This is a genomic window from Pseudomonas alvandae (genome assembly GCF_019141525.1).
In the GTDB taxonomy this organism is placed as follows: Bacteria; Pseudomonadota; Gammaproteobacteria; order Pseudomonadales; family Pseudomonadaceae; genus Aquipseudomonas; species Aquipseudomonas alvandae.
Genome location: NZ_CP077080.1, coordinates 940636 through 956324 on the forward strand (window position 1 = coordinate 940636; position 15689 = coordinate 956324).

The following is a 15689-nucleotide window of genomic DNA, read 5'->3' on the forward strand; positions in this document are numbered from 1 at the left end:
GCGGCAAGCTTCAAGCTGCAAGTAAGAGCAGGATGGTGTACGGCTTTGCTTTCAACTTGCCGCTTGAAGCTTGCGGCTTGGCGCTGGCCGATTTATCGACCCAAATACACCTCGATCACCCGCTCATCGGCCTGCACCTGTTCCAGCGACCCTTCGGCCAGCACGCTGCCCTGGTGCAGCACGGTGACGTGGTCGGCGATCGCGCCGACGAAGCCCATGTCGTGCTCCACCACCATCAGCGAATGCTTACCCGCCAAGGACTTGAACAGCTCGGCGGTGAAGTCGGTCTCGGCGTCGGTCATGCCCGCCACCGGCTCGTCGAGCAGTAACAGTTGCGGGTCCTGCACCAGCAGCATGCCGATCTCCAGGAACTGTTTCTGGCCGTGGGACAACAGCCCGGCGGCGCGGTTGACGGAGGTGGTGAGGCGGATTGTCTCGAGCACTTCGCTGATGCGGTCGTGCTGCTCGCCGGTCAGTTTCGCCCGCAGGCTGGCCCACACCGATTTGTCGGTCTTGAGCGCCAGCTCCAGGTTCTCGAACACGCTCAGGGCTTCGAACACCGTCGGCTTCTGGAACTTGCGACCGATGCCGGCCTGGGCGATTTCCACTTCGCTCATCGTTGTCAGGTCGAGGGTCTCGCCGAACCAGGCCTTGCCGTGGCTGGGACGGGTCTTGCCGGTGATCACATCCATCAACGTGGTCTTGCCCGCACCGTTGGGGCCGATGATGCAGCGCAATTCGCCGACGCCGATGTACAGGTTCAGATCGTTCAACGCCTTGAAGCCATCGAAGCTGACGCTGATGTCTTCCAGGGTCAGGATGGTGCCGTGGCGGGTGTTCAGGCCAACGCCAGCGGCCTGGCCGAGGCCAATGGCGTCGCGGCTGCTGCCTTGGTCTTTGTTGGGCTCAAGGATCGGTTCGAGCATGAAGTCCGCCGTAGGTGTGATTCTCATGATTCGCTCCTTTTCTTCAGCAGCCCGATCACGCCCTTGGGCAGGTACAGGGTCACGACGATGAACAGGGCGCCAAGAAAGAACAGCCAATACTCAGGAAACGCCACGGTGAACCAGCTTTTCATGCCGTTCACCACGCCCGCGCCGAGCAATGGCCCGATCAACGTGCCGCGCCCGCCGAGGGCTACCCAGACGGCGGCCTCGATGGAGTTGGTCGGCGACATTTCGCTGGGGTTGATGATGCCCACTTGCGGCACGTACAACGCCCCGGCGAGGCCGCACAACACCGCGCTCAACACCCAGACGAACAGCTTGAAGCCACGCGGATCGTAGCCGCAGAACATCAGCCGGTTTTCCGCATCGCGCAGGGCAGTCAGCACCCGGCCGAATTTGCTGCGGGCCAGGCGCCAGCCAATGAACAGGCTCGCCACCAACAACAACACCGTGGCGAAAAACAGCACCGCGCGGGTGCCCGGCTCGGTGATGCCAAAGCCCAGGATCGAACGGAAATTGGTGAAGCCGTTGTTGCCGCCAAACCCGGTTTCGTTGCGGAAGAACAGCAGCATCCCGGCGAAGGTCAGGGCCTGGGTCATGATCGAGAAATACACGCCCTTGATCCGCGAGCGGAAGGCGAAGAAGCCGAACACCAGCGCCAGCAAACCCGGCGCCAGCACCACCAGGCACATCGCCCAGAGGAAACTGTCGGTGCCGACCCAATACCAGGGCAGCTCGGTCCACGACAGGAAGGTCATGAACGCCGGCAGGCCATCGCCGGCGGCCTGGCGCATCAGGTACATGCCCATGGCGTAGCCGCCCAGGGCGAAGAACAAACCGTGGCCCAGGGAGAGCAAGCCGGCGTAGCCCCAGACCAGGTCCAGCGCCAGGGCGACGATGGCGTAGCAGAGGATTTTGCCCACCAGGGTGAGGGTATAAGCCGAGACGTGCAGCGGGTTGTCCGCCGCCAGCAGCGACAGCAGCGGCAGGCTCAACAGCACGGCGAGGATCAGCGCGCCGACGGCGAGAGTGACTTTGGGGCCGGCCTTTTGCGTGGCCGTGAGCATCAGGGGCTGGTTCATCAGTCGATTACCCGTCCTTTGAGCGCGAAGAGGCCTTGCGGACGCTTCTGGATGAACAGAATGATCAGCGCAAGGATCAGGATCTTGCCGAGCACGGCGCCGATCTGCGGTTCGAGGATCTTGTTGGCGATGCCCAGGCCGAACGCGGCGAACACGCTACCGGCCAACTGGCCGACGCCGCCGAGCACCACCACCAGGAACGAGTCGATGATGTAGCTCTGGCCCAGGTCCGGGCCGACGTTGCCGATCTGGCTCAGGGCCACGCCACCGAGGCCGGCGATGCCCGAGCCGAGGCCGAAGGCGAGCATGTCCACGCGGCCCGTGGGCACACCGCAGCAGGCGGCCATGTTGCGGTTCTGCGTTACCGCGCGGACGTTCAGGCCCAGGCGCGTCTTGTTCAGCAGCAACCAGGTCAGCACCACCACGAACAGCGCGAAGGCAATGATCACGATGCGGTTGTACGGCAGCACCAGGTTCGGCAACACCTGGATCCCGCCCGACAGCCAGGCCGGGTTGGCGACTTCGACGTTCTGCGCGCCGAACACCAGGCGCACCAGTTGGATCAGCATCAGGCTGATGCCCCAGGTGGCGAGCAAGGTTTCCAGCGGCCGCCCGTAGAGGTGACGGATCACCGTGCGTTCCAGGACCATGCCGATGGCGGCGGTGATGAAAAACGCCACCGGCAGGGCGATCAATGGATAGAACTCGATGGCGTTCGGGGCGAAGCGCTGGAACAGCATCTGCACCACGTAGGTGGAGTAGGCGCCGAGCATCAGCATTTCGCCGTGGGCCATGTTGATCACCCCCAGCAGGCCGAAAGTGATTGCCAGGCCGAGGGCGGCCAGCAGCAGGATCGAACCCAGGGACATGCCGCTGAAGGCCTGGCCCAGCAATTCGCCGACGAGGAGTTTGCGCTTGACCTGGCCGAGGCTGGTTTCGGCGGCGGTGCGCACGGCGGCATCGGTTTCAACGCCGGGCTCGAGCAGGCCTTCGAGGCGGGTGCGGGCCAGCGGGTCGCCGGTTTCTCCCAGCAGTCGAACGGCGGCCAGGCGCACGCTCGGGTTGCTGTCCACCAGTTGCAGGTTCGCCAGGGCCAGGCTCAGGGCGGCGTGGACGTCTTCGTCCTGCTCGCCGGCCAGTTGCCGATCAAGAAACGCCAGTTGCGTCGGGCGGGCGCTTTTCTGCAGTTGTTGCGCGGCGCCCAGGCGTACGCGGGCATCGACCGCGAGCAGTTGATGGCTGGCCAGGGCGGTTTCGATCAGCCCTCGCAAGCGGTTGTTCAGGCGCAGGGTCTTGGGTTGGCCGTCGACGGTCAACTGGCCTTGTTGCAGGGCGTTGATCAGTTCGACGCGCTCAGGCTCCGGCTGCGCAGCCCAGGCTTCCAGGAGCTTGGCCTGCTGGGTCGGGTTGGCGGCGACGAAGTCTTCGGCGTCGCCGGCGTATGAGGCCATCGGCAATAAGAATGTGATGGTGAGGATCAAGCGGTAGAGGGCGGTGGGCATATTGTTGGCCTTGCGCAAAACTTCTTTTGTGGGAGCGGGCTTGCTCGCGAAGGCGGTGGGCCAGGCAGAACAACTTTGACTGACGCTCCGCCTTCGCGAGCAAGCCCGCTCCCACAAGGGAGTTGTGTCGGACCCAAGCGTCATGCTCGGGCCGACACCCATGGGCTCAGTTGCTCTTCACCGCATAGTCAGGCTTCTTGTCGTTGCCGGCGATGAACGGGCTCCACGGTTGCGCGCGGATCGGGCCTTCGGTCTGCCAGACCACGTTGAACTGACCGTCGGCCTGGATCTCGCCGATCATCACCGGCTTGTGCAGGTGGTGGTTGGTCTTGTCCATGGTCAGGGTGTAGCCCGACGGTGCGGCGAAGGTCTGGCCGGCCAGGGCTTCGCGGACTTTGTCGACGTCGGTGGACTTGGCTTTTTCCACCGCTTGCGCCCACATGTGGATCCCGACGTAAGTGGCTTCCATCGGGTCGTTGGTCACCGCTTTGTCGGCGCCTGGCAGGTTCTTGGCCTTGGCGTAGGCTTTCCAGGAATCGACGAATTTCTTGTTCGCCGGGTTATCCACGGATTCGAAGTAGTTCCACGCCGCCAGGTTGCCCACCAGCGGCTTGGTGTCGATGCCGCGCAGTTCTTCTTCGCCCACCGAGAAGGCCACGACCGGTACGTCGGTAGCCTTCAGGCCCTGGTTCGCCAGTTCCTTATAGAACGGCACGTTGGAGTCGCCGTTGACCGTGGAGATGACCGCGGTCTTGCCGCCGGCCGAGAACTTTTTGATGTTGGCGACGATGGTCTGGTAATCGCTGTGGCCAAACGGCGTGTAGACCTCTTCGATGTCTTTGTCCGCCACACCTTTGGAGTGCAGGAACGACCGCAGGATCTTGTTGGTGGTACGCGGGTAGACGTAGTCGGTGCCCAGCAGGAAGTAGCGCTTGGCGCTGCCGCCTTCTTCGCTCATCAGGTATTCCACCGCCGGAATCGCCTGCTGGTTCGGTGCCGCGCCGGTGTAGAACACGTTCGGCGACATTTCTTCGCCTTCATACTGCACCGGGTAGAACAGCAGGCCGTTGAGTTCCTCGAACACCGGCAACACGGATTTACGCGACACCGAAGTCCAGCAGCCGAACACCACGGCGACCTTGTCCTGGGTCAGCAACTGCCGGCCCTTTTCGGCGAACAGCGGCCAGTTCGACGCCGGGTCCACGACCACCGCTTCGAGCTTCTTGCCGTTGACCCCACCCTTGGCGTTGATCTCATCGATGGTCATCAGCGCCATGTCCTTGAGGGACGTCTCGGAGATCGCCATGGTCCCGGACAGCGAATGCAGGATGCCAACCTTGATGGTCTCGGCGGCCTGGACGGTCCAAGCCATGCCCATCGCGGCAATGCTTGCCGAGAGTGTAAAAGCCTTGATCAAGCTACGACGCTTCATGGTGCGATCTCCGTGGTCTTTATGTTTTTCTGGATGGCAGATGCAGACGCTGGAAGGGGCTTTTGCAAGGGGTGTGCCCGGTTGGAGAAAGGCTTTGAAATGCGGGGTTGGCGGCGTGAGTGGAAAATGGCGATGCACCATCAGTGACCGTATCGCGGGTGCTGGTGCAATGTGGCGCTCCGCATTGGGGCGTGGAGTCGGATTAATCCAAGGTGAGATTTTCAACCGCACGTCTATGCTGGTTCTTCTGGATTCTGAAGTGGGGAAGTCGGTTTGAATGACTCTGGCGTTGCAAGCTTTTTTCTTCTCGATGAGACGGCGGTTTTCGACGTGTTGCCTGAAGTCAAACTGGCCGAGCATCCGCAATGGATGCCTGTAGCGCATCTGAGGGAAGGAAGGTATTCACTGATTCTCACCGCTGGGGAGCGCCTTCGAAGCAGCCAGTTGAATGTGTTTGCCGATTCAATGTTATTCCTTCGTTTTTCGGCCGCTCTACCCAGCATCAGCAGGGATGGGCTTACTTGTTCAGTTATTTTTCTTGAAGACGAAACTCAGGCCGACTTTCAGATTGGAGCGTTTCATGTCTGCGGAAGAAATCCGCCGCCGCAATGGAGGACGGTGGATTTGGACCTGGCCTGGTTGGCGGGCAAGCGTGGCCGCCTCTTGATCGAGTGTGGGCCCGGGGCGCAGAACGATCCCACGGCGGACTGGCTGGCGATAGCAGATTTATGCGTCGCCAGGGAAGGAGAGAGAAAGGCGCTCCTGGCCAGGACACATCATTCAATGCGCATGAAAAACGAGATAGCGCACTTCAGCAGCGTCTACCGGAGCGAGTTCTACTCAACCGTCCAGCAGCGACAGAGTGAAACTGCAAGGGGCGTCGCTCGCAAGGTTCGCCCATTGAATGGACTGGCCCATGCGCAAGGGCATGATGCGCAGGCCGACATGGTCATTCAGGAACCGTTGGCCGGGGAGGCCGCCTACTCCTATGCGACTCGTCTCCTGAGGGCGAACGTCCCGCAGACCCCGCCTGATTTTCAAGCGAGGCTACGCCAGAAAGTCACGGACCACGGGGTGATAAAGGTTTTGTCCATCTGCAGCGGTGCCGCGCGGATAGAGGCTGGTTTTTCAGCGGCTATTCCCGAAGGCGTGCAATGGTCACTGCTGGATATCAATGAAGACCTGCTCCAAATCGCGGCAAAACAGTTTTCGCCGCAAACCTGCCTCGATTTGATCGTGGCGGATGCGAATGACCTGGCGCCTACCGGTGAACAGTGGGATGTCATTATGTGTGTTTCGGCATTGCACCATTTGGTAGAGCTGGAAAAAGTAATGCTCTTTATCTCCCGTAGTCTGAAAGATGACGGGGAGTTCTGGAGCGTGGGTGAGGCCGTGGGGCGTAACGGCAATCGCTTGTGGCCCGACGCCATAATTGCCGCCGATGCAGCGTTCTCGACCTTGCCGGCGCGTTACCGATTGAATGCCGATACTCAGGTGGTCGATGCTGTCATTCCAGACAAGGACCACTCAATTGGGTGCTTCGAGGGGATTCGAAGCGAGGAAATTACCGCGCTCCTCGAACGTTGGCTGACGCCCGTCGATGTTTACCGAACCAATTGCTTCCTCTGGCGAATGGTCAACCTTGCCTACAGCGGGAATTTCAACCTTGAAAAAGCTGAAGACCGGGCGTTGATCATTGATCTGGTTCGAGCGGAGCTTGAACATTTTCGTAATGGAGGCCTTGGGACCGAGTTATTCGGCGTCTACAAGAAAAAGCATCTTTTCAACGACGGCGCATCAGGCCAATAAAGAACAACCCGCCGATGGCTGCCGTAGCGACCCCAATCGGCAGGTCCTCCGGCGCAATCAGCGTGCGGGCTGCCACGTCCACCCACACCAGGAACAGGCCGCCCAGCAGTACGCAGGCTGGCAGCAGTCGGCGATGCTCGGCGCCCACCAGGCGCCTGGCAATATGCGGCACCATCAACCCGACAAAACCAATCGAGCCGCTGATGGACACCAGCACGCCGGTCATCAGCGACGCGATCAAAAAAATCCACAACCGCACCTTCGCCGCGTTCAGGCCCAGGGTCACGGCGGTCTGTTCACCGGCCATCAGCGCGTTCAGTGGCCGGGCCATGCCCAGCAGCAACACCAATCCCAGCAGCACACTGGCGGCCGGTACGGCCAGCAGTTCCCAGCGTGCCAGGCCCAGGCCGCCAAGCATCCAGAACATCACCGTCGAACTGGCACGATGGTCACCGAGGAACAACAAGAGGTTGGCTGCCGCCATCATCACGAAGGACACCGCCACGCCACACAGCAACAGCCGATCACTCTCCAGCCGGCCTTGGCGGGCAGCGATGGCCAACACCAGCAACATGCTCAGCAGTGCGCCGATGAAGGCGGCGAGGGGCAGGGTCAGCAGGCCAATGACCTCACCGACATGCAACACCACGATGACCGCCCCCAAGGTCGCGCCGGAAGTGACGCCCAACAGGTGCGGATCAGCCAGCGGATTGCGCGTGACCGCTTGCAGCACCGCGCCGATCAACGCCAGCCCGGCGCCGACCAAGGCACCGAGTAACAGGCGCGGGACGCGGATCAGCCAGACGATATGTTCCTGGCCGGCTGTCCAATGGACCTCGCCGACCCCCAAGGTCTTGCTCAACAGGATGTCCCAGACCACAGCCACTGGCACCCGGGCCGGCCCGAAGCCGAGGGAGACCACGCACGACACCAGCAGGAGCGCGCCGAGGACCGTCAGCAGGGCGGCGTAGCGACGGTTGTTCATTGGCCGTGGAAACCCCGTGCCAGGGTTTGCACCGCCAGCACGTTGTCGATGCCCGGGGTGGCCTGCACGTAGGGGATCACGATGAAGCGCCGGTGCTTGATCGCATCGACTGATTGCAGGGCCGGGTTGTCTAGCAGGAATTGCTGCTTCTGCTCGGCGCTGACTTCGCCATAGTCGACGATCACGATGACCTGCGGGTTGCGCTCGACCACGTTTTCCCAGTTCACCCGCGTCCAGCTGGTTTCCACGTCATCGAGGATGTTGCGCCCGCCGGCCGCGTCGATCAGGGCTTGGGGCATGCCCAGGCGCCCGGAGGTCATGGCGCGGTCTTCGCCGCTGTCATACAGGAATACCCTCGGTTGTTGGGCCGGCAGGTGTTTGCGCACTTCGGCCACCTGGGCCTGCATCGTGGCGATCAGCGCGTTGGCGCGATCCTGCACGTCGAAGATTTTCCCCAGGTTGCGCAAGTCGTTGTAGGTGTCCTCCAGCGAGGCCGCCGGGCGCTTCATTACGAACGCGCAGGATTCGGTCAACTCGTAGACATTGATGCCCAGCGGTTGCAAGGTCTGCGGCGTCAGGTCGCCGCCCACGCGCATGCCGTAGTCCCAACCGGCGAAGAAGAAATCGACGTTGGCATCGAGCAGGGTTTCCACCGAGGGGTATTTGGCGGCGAGTTCCGGCAGGCCGTCGAGGATCTTCGCCATCTCGGGCGTCACCGATTTCCAGCCGCTGATGCCGCTGTAGCCGACCATGCGGTGCTTGAGGCCCAGGGCGAGCATCATCTGCGTCATGTTGATGTCATGGCTGACGGCATGGCGAGGGGCCTGATTGAATACCACCTGGCGGTTGCAGCTCTGGATCGTCAACGGGTAGCGGGTGGCTTCGGCCAGGGCATCGGCGCTGCCCAGCAGCAGGGGCAGCAACAGCAGGAAACGCAAGGTCATGGTTAGGTTATCCAGGTGATTCGTGGGTAGCCGGACAGCGGATGCTCGTCCACCAGGGCTTCGACGCCGAACACCTCGCGCAACAGTTCGGCGGTGAGGACATCCTTGGGCGTGCCGCTGGCGACGATGCGCCCGTGTTCGATCACGTACAGGCGATCGCAGAAAGCGGCAGCCAGGTTCAGGTCGTGGAGGCTGGCGAGGGTGCCGATGCCCAGGCCCTTGATCAGTTGCAGCAGGTGCAATTGATAGCGCGGGTCGAGGTGGTTGGTCGGTTCGTCGAGGATCAGCAATTGCGGCTGCTGGGCGAGGGCGCGGGCGAGGATTACCCGTTGCTTCTCACCGCCCGAGAGCGTGGCGAAGGCATGGTCGCCAAAGCCTTCGAGCCCGGCCGATGCCAATGCCTGGTTTACCAGCCGGCGGTCTTCATGGTTGTCGCTGTCGAACAAACCCTTGTGAGGCATCCGGCCCATGGCGACGACTTCTTCAACGGTCAGGCCGAAGGCGTCGGGAAATTCTTGCAGCACCACCGCGATGCGCTGGGCGCACCAACGCGCGGACTGTTTCCAGAGGTTGTGATGTTCGAGTCTGACCTCGCCATGTTCCGGTCGACTGAATCGATAGGCGCAGCGCAACAGGCTGGTCTTGCCGCTGCCGTTGGGCCCGATCAAGCCGACAAACTCCCCGGCCGTCACCTGCAGCGTGGCGTCACGCAGCTGGAACTGGTGATGGCAGTGGCCATGGCCCAAGGGCGTCCAGGCGAGGTGGGAGAGGGTTAGGGAGGTCATGCGGTTACTCAAATTATCGGATCGACACACAGCCCCTGTGGGAGCGGGCTTGCTCGCGAATGCGGTGTGTCAGACATATAAATGCTGACTGACACACCGCATTCGCGAGCAAGCCCGCTCCCACATTTAGACTGTGTTTACAGTTGTTGAAAGCGGGCGCGATTGTAGAGGTTTCGCGCCGCTTTCCGTTAACGCGCTGTGTTCAGCTTGAAGATGAGGCGATCTCAGGCTGACGATTCAATCGGGTGACGAGCCGGTCCAACAGCCACACCACCACCAGCGAAGCCCCCACCAGCGGGAACACCACCGCCAGGGCCAGCATGATGAACACCCCGGTCTTCCACGTCGGCAAATCGTGGCGCAGCGGCGGCACGCCGAACTTGCCCTGGGGCCGGCGCTTCCACCAGATCACCAGGCCACTCACCGCGCTGAACAGGATCATCAGGCAAACCAGCAGCACGATGATCTGGTTCAGCGGGCCGAACATCTTGCCTTCGTGCAGCATCACGCCGGTTTCGGTGGCGCGGGCCACGACGCTGTAATGCTCCCAACGCACATCGGCCAGGACCTTGCCGGTGTATTGGTCTACGTGCAGGGTCGCGTCGTTGCGCGGGTCGTCGGCGAACACGGCGATGGTGAACACGCCAGAAGCGGTCGTTGGAAGCGTGATGCTGTAGCCGGGTTCGACCTTGCGCTCGGTGGCGATATCCTGCACCGCTTGCAGGCTGACGGTCGGCGCCGCGGGGCCTTCATGCATGCCGCCGTGGGCCATGTGCTCGGCGTGGTCGCCGGACATCGGCATCGGCGTATTCTCCACGGCCCATGGCACGGTCTGGCGGTGGGCGTTGTTGAGGCTGCCGGCCTCGACATCGGACTTCGGCACGTCATTCCACATCGCCGCCGGGAAGCGGTTCCACAGGTCCGCGTATTGCTTGCCCCAGAAGCCGGTCCAGGTCATGCCGCTGAGCAGCATCACCAGCAGGAACGCGGCGCCCCAGAAGCCCAGGACCACGTGCAAGTCGCGCCAGAACAGCCGACCGCGCGCGCTCCAGCGCGGCCACAGCACGCCGGCCGATGATTGCCCGCGCGGCCACCACAGGTACAGGCCGGAAACCACCAGCACCACGCCCCAGCCGGCGGCCATTTCCACCAATCGGTCGCCGACCGTGCCGATCAATAATTCGCCGTGGATCGCCCGGGCCATGGCTTGCAGGTTGTTCTTCGCATCCTGCTCGCCAAGGATGTCGCCGTGGTACGGGTCGATGAACACATTCAGTTCCCGGCCTTGGTCGATCACCACGAATTGCGCGCTGCGTTCGGCATTGACCGGTGGCAGGTACTGCTTGACCTGGCCTTCGGGGTAGGCCTGGCGGACCTGCTTGAGCAGGTCGTCCGCCGCCAGGGCGTGATGACTGGCCGGCACATTCAGTAAGTCGCCGTACATCAGTGGATCGAGTTGCGGCTTGAACAGGTAAATGATCCCGGTCAGGGCCAGCATCACCATGAACGGCGCGACGAACAGCCCGGCATAGAAATGCCAACGCCAGGCCAGGTTGTAGAAATTCGGTTTCGGTTGGCTCATCAGAAAGCGCTCCGCAGGGCAAAATGGGTTGTTATGTTGTGCGGTCAGTCAAGGTGGAAACGAACCACTGTGGGAGCGAGCTTGCTCGCGATAGCAATGGTTCAGCTTGCATCGATGTTGAATGTGCCTTCGCCATCGCGAGCAAGCTCGCTCCCACAGTTTGTGTTCTTGCTGACAGATCTCCGGTGCTGGTTAGAAACTCATATCCACCTTCGTCCAGAGCGTGCGCCCCGGTTCGTTGATGGCCTGGGGATCGCTCGCCGGGTAGCCGAACCCGGCGTTGCCGGCCAGGTTCAAGTGCTCGGCGTAGGCTTTGCCGAACAGGTTGTCGACGCCGCTGCTGACCTTCCAGTGTTGATTGATGCGATAGGCACCGTTGAGCGAGAAGACCCCGAAGCCCGAGCTTGTGCCGTAGTCCTTGCCGACCACGTTGCCCTTGTTTTCATCGACCCGGTGCTGCGCCGCCACCACCCGCCACAAGGCCCCGGCGCTCCAGCGGTCTTCGCTGTAGGTCAGGCCCAGGCGCGCGTCCAGCGGCGGCATCTGCGCCAGGGCGCTGCCGTCGCTGCTGTTCTTGCCCCAGGCGTAGGCTAGGGTGGCATCGGCTTTCCAGCGTTCGGTGAGCAGGTAGGCCGCGCCCAGTTCACCGCCCATGATCCGCGCGTCGATGTTCTCGGCGCGGGAGGTGGTGCCCATCATCCCGGGCGTGTAGTCGAACAGGATGTAGTCGCGAACCTGCCCGACATAACCCGATGCCCAGGCTTCGAGGGTTTCGGTCTTGTATTGCAGGCCGAAATCGAGCTGGGTGGTTTTCTCCGGCTTGATCGCGTCGAAGGCGTTCAGCGAACCGCTGGGGCCAACGTTCGCCGAGAACAGCTCCCAGTAGTCCGGGAAGCGTTGCGCGTGACCGACGCCGGCATAGAGGGTGGTGGGGCTGTCGTCCAGGTCGTGTTCGTAGCGGACGAAACCACTGGGCAGCGTGTCGGCCCGGGTGTCATCGGCGGTGGGGTTGGGGCGCGCCGACATGCCCGAACCGAGGCTCTGGCGATAGTCCTTGGCCGAGGCGCGGTCGAGCCGGGCGCCGGTGATAACCCGGTCGCGGTCGGCGGCGTACCAGGTCAGTTCGCCGAACACCCCGTAATTGTGGAAGTCGGCGTCCTTGGTGTAAGGCAGGTCCTTGTAGGTATCCACGCCCATGCTGCTGCGTTGGCGATGCTCGTTGGTCTGCGCGTCGAGGCCGCTGATCAATTGCACATCGGCCCAACGCCAGGTGGCCTTGATGCGGGCGCCGAGGGTGCGGCGGTCGACATTCGAGGCCATGGGCCCGGCCATCATCCCGGTGCCGGACGGCGTGCGCAGCGTGTAGTTGTCCATCACATGATCGGCATAGTTGTAGTAGACCTGTGCCTCGAGCTTGTCCAACACCTCGCCGATGTTCGAGCGCTCGAAACGCAGCCCGAGGCTTTCGCGCTTGAACTGCGAACCGTCCATGCCACGCCCGGCGTAGCGTGCCTCACCGTCGCCCTTGCCGGCGGTCAGCTCCAGCAAGGTATCGGCGTCCGGGGTCCAGCCGAGGGTGACGTCGCCATTCCACTTGTCGTAGCGCGACGGCACGGTGTCGTTGTTGCCGTCGCGGTAATCGTCCGAATGGGCAGTGTTGCCGATCACCCGTACATAACCCCGCGGCCCGCCAGCGGCGACGTCCACCACTTTGTCGAAACGGCCGTTGGAGCCGGCCAGCACACTGGCGTTGACCCGGGTGCCGAGCTCGCCGAACTGCTCCGGCTCGCGCTCGAACAGCACGGTCCCGGCCGAGGCACCGGGGCCCCAAAGTACGGTTTGCGGGCCTTTGATCACGGTGAGCTTGTCGTAGGTTTCCGGCGAAATGTAGGACGTCGGCGCGTCCATTCGCCCCGGGCAAGCGCCCAAGAGCATGCTGCCGTTGGTGAGGATGTTCAGCCGCGAGCCGAACATGCCGCGCAACACCGGATCGCCGTTGGTGCCGCCGTTGCGCACCAGGGCGAAGCCGGGAATGGTCTTGAGGTAGTCGCCGCCATCGCTGGCCGGCACCGGTTGGCGCGGGTCCTTGGGGTTGGTGACGACGGTCAGCGGTGAGCTGGGAGCGATGGCGGTGATGACCGTCGGGCTCAGCTCTTCGACCGGATGGTCGTGATGCTCGTGCTCATCGGCCAGCGCGAGCGGGGTGAGCAGCAGGCCGCACAGGGCGGCAATGGTTTGGCGCGAACGAACCCGTGGATCGTTCAGAGGGCAGCGAACCTGGGCAGAGCCCAAAGCGATGCCAGCAGGAAACCTGGACATGATGATTCCATCGAACAGACGTAGACGACACGGTCGGGCAGCCTGGGGCTGTCTTGTACGACCGGGTGAGTAAGTGTCGGGAGCTACGCTGCGAAGGGCGGTGCGCGGGTGCGGGCACCCGGGAAGAACGCGGGCCGGGCATGGCCCAGGCGTGGGGAAGGGCTGGTGAAGGTGTTGGTGTGCGGCGTGTCGAAGGCGGCGAAGGTATGACCGCCGGGCAGCGCGGGGCAGTTGAACAGCAGGCTGCAATAGCCGCATTTTTCCCACAGCGCATGGTGCTCGCTCTGGGGCGGGCAATGTTCGGCTGCCGGTGCTTCGTGCGCCGCCATTTCCATGCTCATGTCCATGTCCATCGGCATGGACATGCGCTGACCCATCGGCATCGACTGGGAAACCAGCGGACCGATGAAGATCATCAGCATGGCGAACAGGCTGATCCAGCTACCGCGGGCCAGGCTCATGGGCTGACGGCGGCGAGTGGACAAGCTGGCGCGACGAGGTTGCATGGGGCGGCTACGTCTTACTGTTCGTGTTTATGCGTCTTGGTGCCGTCGGGTGCTTTTTTCTGCACCGCGACGTCCACCGTGACATCCCCGGCCTTTTCGAAGTGCAAGGTCATGGGGAAACGTTTGCCGTCGCTGAGCAGGCTGCGGTCTTTCAGGTCCAGCAGCATCACGTGATACGCCATCGGCGCGAAGGTGACGGTCGCACCGGGGGCGATATTCACGACGGGCACCGGTTGCATTTTCATCAGGTCGTTTTGCATCACGTGCTCATGGAGTTCGGCTTTGCCGGCGATGGGCGAGTCTACGCCGAGCAGTTTGTCGGCGGTCGTGCCGCTGTTGTGGATCACGAAATACGCGGCCACGGTCGGTGCGTTGGGTGGCAATTCCTGGGACCACGGATGGGCGATCTCAAGCTCGCCCGCTTTGTATTGGTGAGCTTGGGCGAAGCCGACAGGAAGCAGCAGGGCGGCCAGCAGGATAAGTTTGTTCAACATGGCAAATCTCCGGAACGATTCAGGACGCAGGTGTATGCGGAGGAATCAGGCCAGAGGCGAGGCGCGAGGGTTCAGGCTGGGCCATTGCTGGCGCGGGGTAGGGCTGTCGAGTTTCGAATGGATGGCGGCACGATGGGCCAGTTGAGCATCCAGATACAACTGCGGCGCATGCCCGGCAAGCGCCACCAATGGCGCCGGACCTGAGCAGCACCAGCAATGTTGCATGGTGGAATGATTGTCCTGTTGCGGCGTGCCCTGTTCGAACGTGCCCAGGGAAATCGCCACCATTTTCGTGCCGCCGGAGGAACAGAAACTGCCCCACAGCAGTTGCTCGGCTGGCGAATTGGCGGTCGCACCCCCGCTGTTGGAAAGCGGCATGGCAAGCATGTTGAACAGCACTGCGAAGCAGGCGATCCAGGCAAATGCAAGCCGTTTTCGGGACATGGGGCAATCCGCTAGGTTGGGCGATCAGGTGGCGGTATTTAGCCTGATCGGGGGGCAGAAGTAAAAAGGCCACGTGCGGTGTAGGGTCGCAGGGCTGGTGTTAACAGTAGCAATAGATTTTCAAGTTGGCGTTTTTGTGGGCTGGGGCCTTGTTTGGGAATACACCCGGATGCTTCCCGTTCGCACAACCTCAATGCGCCGGTACGGCATGTACCTGCATGTCGACTCCCAGAGTCGTACGGATGACTGCAAATATTGCGGCCAGGTTATCCATGCTTGGATTACCTTTGGCTGAAAGCATCCGGTGCAGGCTTTTGCTGGGTTTGGACGTTTCCTTTGCCAACTCTTCAAACCCCACAGTGGCATTCACAAGATCACGAAGAATCATCCTCGCCATCTCGGGTTCTCCGTTTAAAAATAAAGTAGCGGCTTCGTCCAGCAGGATCTGGGCAAACTCAGGATCTCGCTGGGCGCGTTCGGCGATCGTATGTTTGTAGCTGCGTGTGAGAGCCATTGCGTTACCTCATGTTCCTTTCTGCTTTTTTCCGGGCTCGGAATTCTGCAACAAGCATTTTTGCCTGTTTGATGTCTTTTTTCTGAGTGGACTTGTCTCCCCCACCAAACAAGATGATCAGGCGCTTGCCCTCCTGGGTCAGGTACACCCGATAACCTGGGCCCCAGTTGATACGATACTCGCCCAAACCGTCGAACCATTTGATATTTGAGGTGTTGCCCAACTCCAAACGCATCAGTGCGTTGGATACCTTGAAAGCCGCTTGGGCATCCAGAGTGGAAAACCAACGCTTGAATGGGCTTGTATCGTTGTCTTGTAGATATTCTTCGAGTGTGATCACGTGC

General features: G+C 62.0%; 15 protein-coding genes. 1 reads left to right on the plus strand and 14 read right to left on the minus strand.

The features are described 5' to 3' along the window. Nucleotides 1–92: 92 nt before the first annotated feature. From urtD to urtA, 4 genes are all read right to left on the minus strand, one after another. Nucleotides 93–953 carry an urea ABC transporter ATP-binding protein UrtD gene (gene urtD / locus KSS97_RS04140; protein ID WP_217861139.1) on the minus strand — a complete coding sequence of 287 codons (861 nt, stop codon included), beginning with the start codon at nucleotides 951–953 and terminating at the stop codon, nucleotides 93–95. Next, on the minus strand, nucleotides 950–2029 hold the full coding sequence (gene urtC / locus KSS97_RS04145) for an urea ABC transporter permease subunit UrtC (protein WP_217861140.1): 1080 nt from the start codon (nucleotides 2027–2029) through the stop codon (nucleotides 950–952). The genes urtD and urtC overlap by 4 nt, the downstream gene beginning before the upstream one ends. Further along, nucleotides 2029–3531, minus strand: coding sequence for an urea ABC transporter permease subunit UrtB (urtB, locus tag KSS97_RS04150; protein WP_217861141.1), 1503 nt, complete (start codon nucleotides 3529–3531; stop codon nucleotides 2029–2031). The genes urtC and urtB overlap by 1 nt, the downstream gene beginning before the upstream one ends. A 166-nt stretch (nucleotides 3532–3697) precedes the next feature. Beyond that, entirely contained in the window at nucleotides 3698–4963 is a 1266-nt protein-coding gene (gene urtA / locus KSS97_RS04155) for an urea ABC transporter substrate-binding protein (protein ID WP_025211599.1), read from the minus strand. 273 nt (nucleotides 4964–5236) lie between these two features. Between urtA and KSS97_RS04160 the strand changes: the two genes are divergently transcribed. Continuing rightward, nucleotides 5237–6772: a class I SAM-dependent methyltransferase gene (locus KSS97_RS04160; RefSeq protein ID WP_217861142.1), complete on the plus strand. Its 1536-nt coding sequence runs from the start codon at nucleotides 5237–5239 to the stop codon at nucleotides 6770–6772. Here KSS97_RS04160 and KSS97_RS04165 read toward each other — a convergent pair. The 10 genes from KSS97_RS04165 to KSS97_RS04210 all read right to left on the minus strand — a co-directional run bounded on the left by KSS97_RS04165 (nucleotide 6747) and on the right by KSS97_RS04210 (nucleotide 15685). Then, nucleotides 6747–7757 (minus strand): FecCD family ABC transporter permease, encoded by a 1011-nt coding sequence (locus KSS97_RS04165; protein ID WP_217861143.1) that lies wholly within the window; start codon nucleotides 7755–7757, stop codon nucleotides 6747–6749. The two genes, KSS97_RS04160 and KSS97_RS04165, sit on opposite strands and share 26 nt — an antisense overlap. After that, on the minus strand, nucleotides 7754–8701 hold the full coding sequence (locus tag KSS97_RS04170) for an ABC transporter substrate-binding protein (RefSeq protein ID WP_217861144.1): 948 nt from the start codon (nucleotides 8699–8701) through the stop codon (nucleotides 7754–7756). The genes KSS97_RS04165 and KSS97_RS04170 overlap by 4 nt, the downstream gene beginning before the upstream one ends. A 2-nt stretch (nucleotides 8702–8703) precedes the next feature. Further along, on the minus strand, nucleotides 8704–9486 hold the full coding sequence (locus tag KSS97_RS04175; RefSeq protein ID WP_217861145.1) for an ABC transporter ATP-binding protein: 783 nt from the start codon (nucleotides 9484–9486) through the stop codon (nucleotides 8704–8706). Between the two features lie 202 nt (nucleotides 9487–9688). Continuing rightward, nucleotides 9689–11068, minus strand: a complete 1380-nt coding sequence (locus KSS97_RS04180) for a PepSY-associated TM helix domain-containing protein (protein WP_217861146.1) — start codon at nucleotides 11066–11068, stop codon at nucleotides 9689–9691. A gap of 192 nt (nucleotides 11069–11260) precedes the next feature. Then, nucleotides 11261–13387: a TonB-dependent copper receptor gene (locus KSS97_RS04185; RefSeq protein WP_217861147.1), complete on the minus strand. Its 2127-nt coding sequence runs from the start codon at nucleotides 13385–13387 to the stop codon at nucleotides 11261–11263. An 83-nt stretch (nucleotides 13388–13470) separates the two neighbouring features. Continuing rightward, on the minus strand, nucleotides 13471–13848 hold the full coding sequence (locus tag KSS97_RS04190; RefSeq protein WP_217861959.1) for a DUF2946 domain-containing protein: 378 nt from the start codon (nucleotides 13846–13848) through the stop codon (nucleotides 13471–13473). 59 nt (nucleotides 13849–13907) lie between these two features. Continuing rightward, a complete protein-coding gene (locus KSS97_RS04195; protein ID WP_217861148.1) occupies nucleotides 13908–14387 on the minus strand; it encodes a copper chaperone PCu(A)C in 480 nt (159 codons plus the stop codon). A 45-nt stretch (nucleotides 14388–14432) separates the two neighbouring features. Then, complete coding sequence (locus KSS97_RS04200) at nucleotides 14433–14831, minus strand: DUF2946 domain-containing protein (RefSeq protein WP_217861149.1); 399 nt, start codon at nucleotides 14829–14831, stop codon at nucleotides 14433–14435. Nucleotides 14832–15021: 190 nt separating this feature from the next. Beyond that, entirely contained in the window at nucleotides 15022–15345 is a 324-nt protein-coding gene (locus tag KSS97_RS04205; RefSeq protein ID WP_217861150.1) for a helix-turn-helix domain-containing transcriptional regulator, read from the minus strand. A gap of 4 nt (nucleotides 15346–15349) precedes the next feature. After that, nucleotides 15350–15685: a type II toxin-antitoxin system RelE/ParE family toxin gene (locus tag KSS97_RS04210; RefSeq protein ID WP_092331039.1), complete on the minus strand. Its 336-nt coding sequence runs from the start codon at nucleotides 15683–15685 to the stop codon at nucleotides 15350–15352. Nucleotides 15686–15689: the final 4 nt, after the last annotated feature.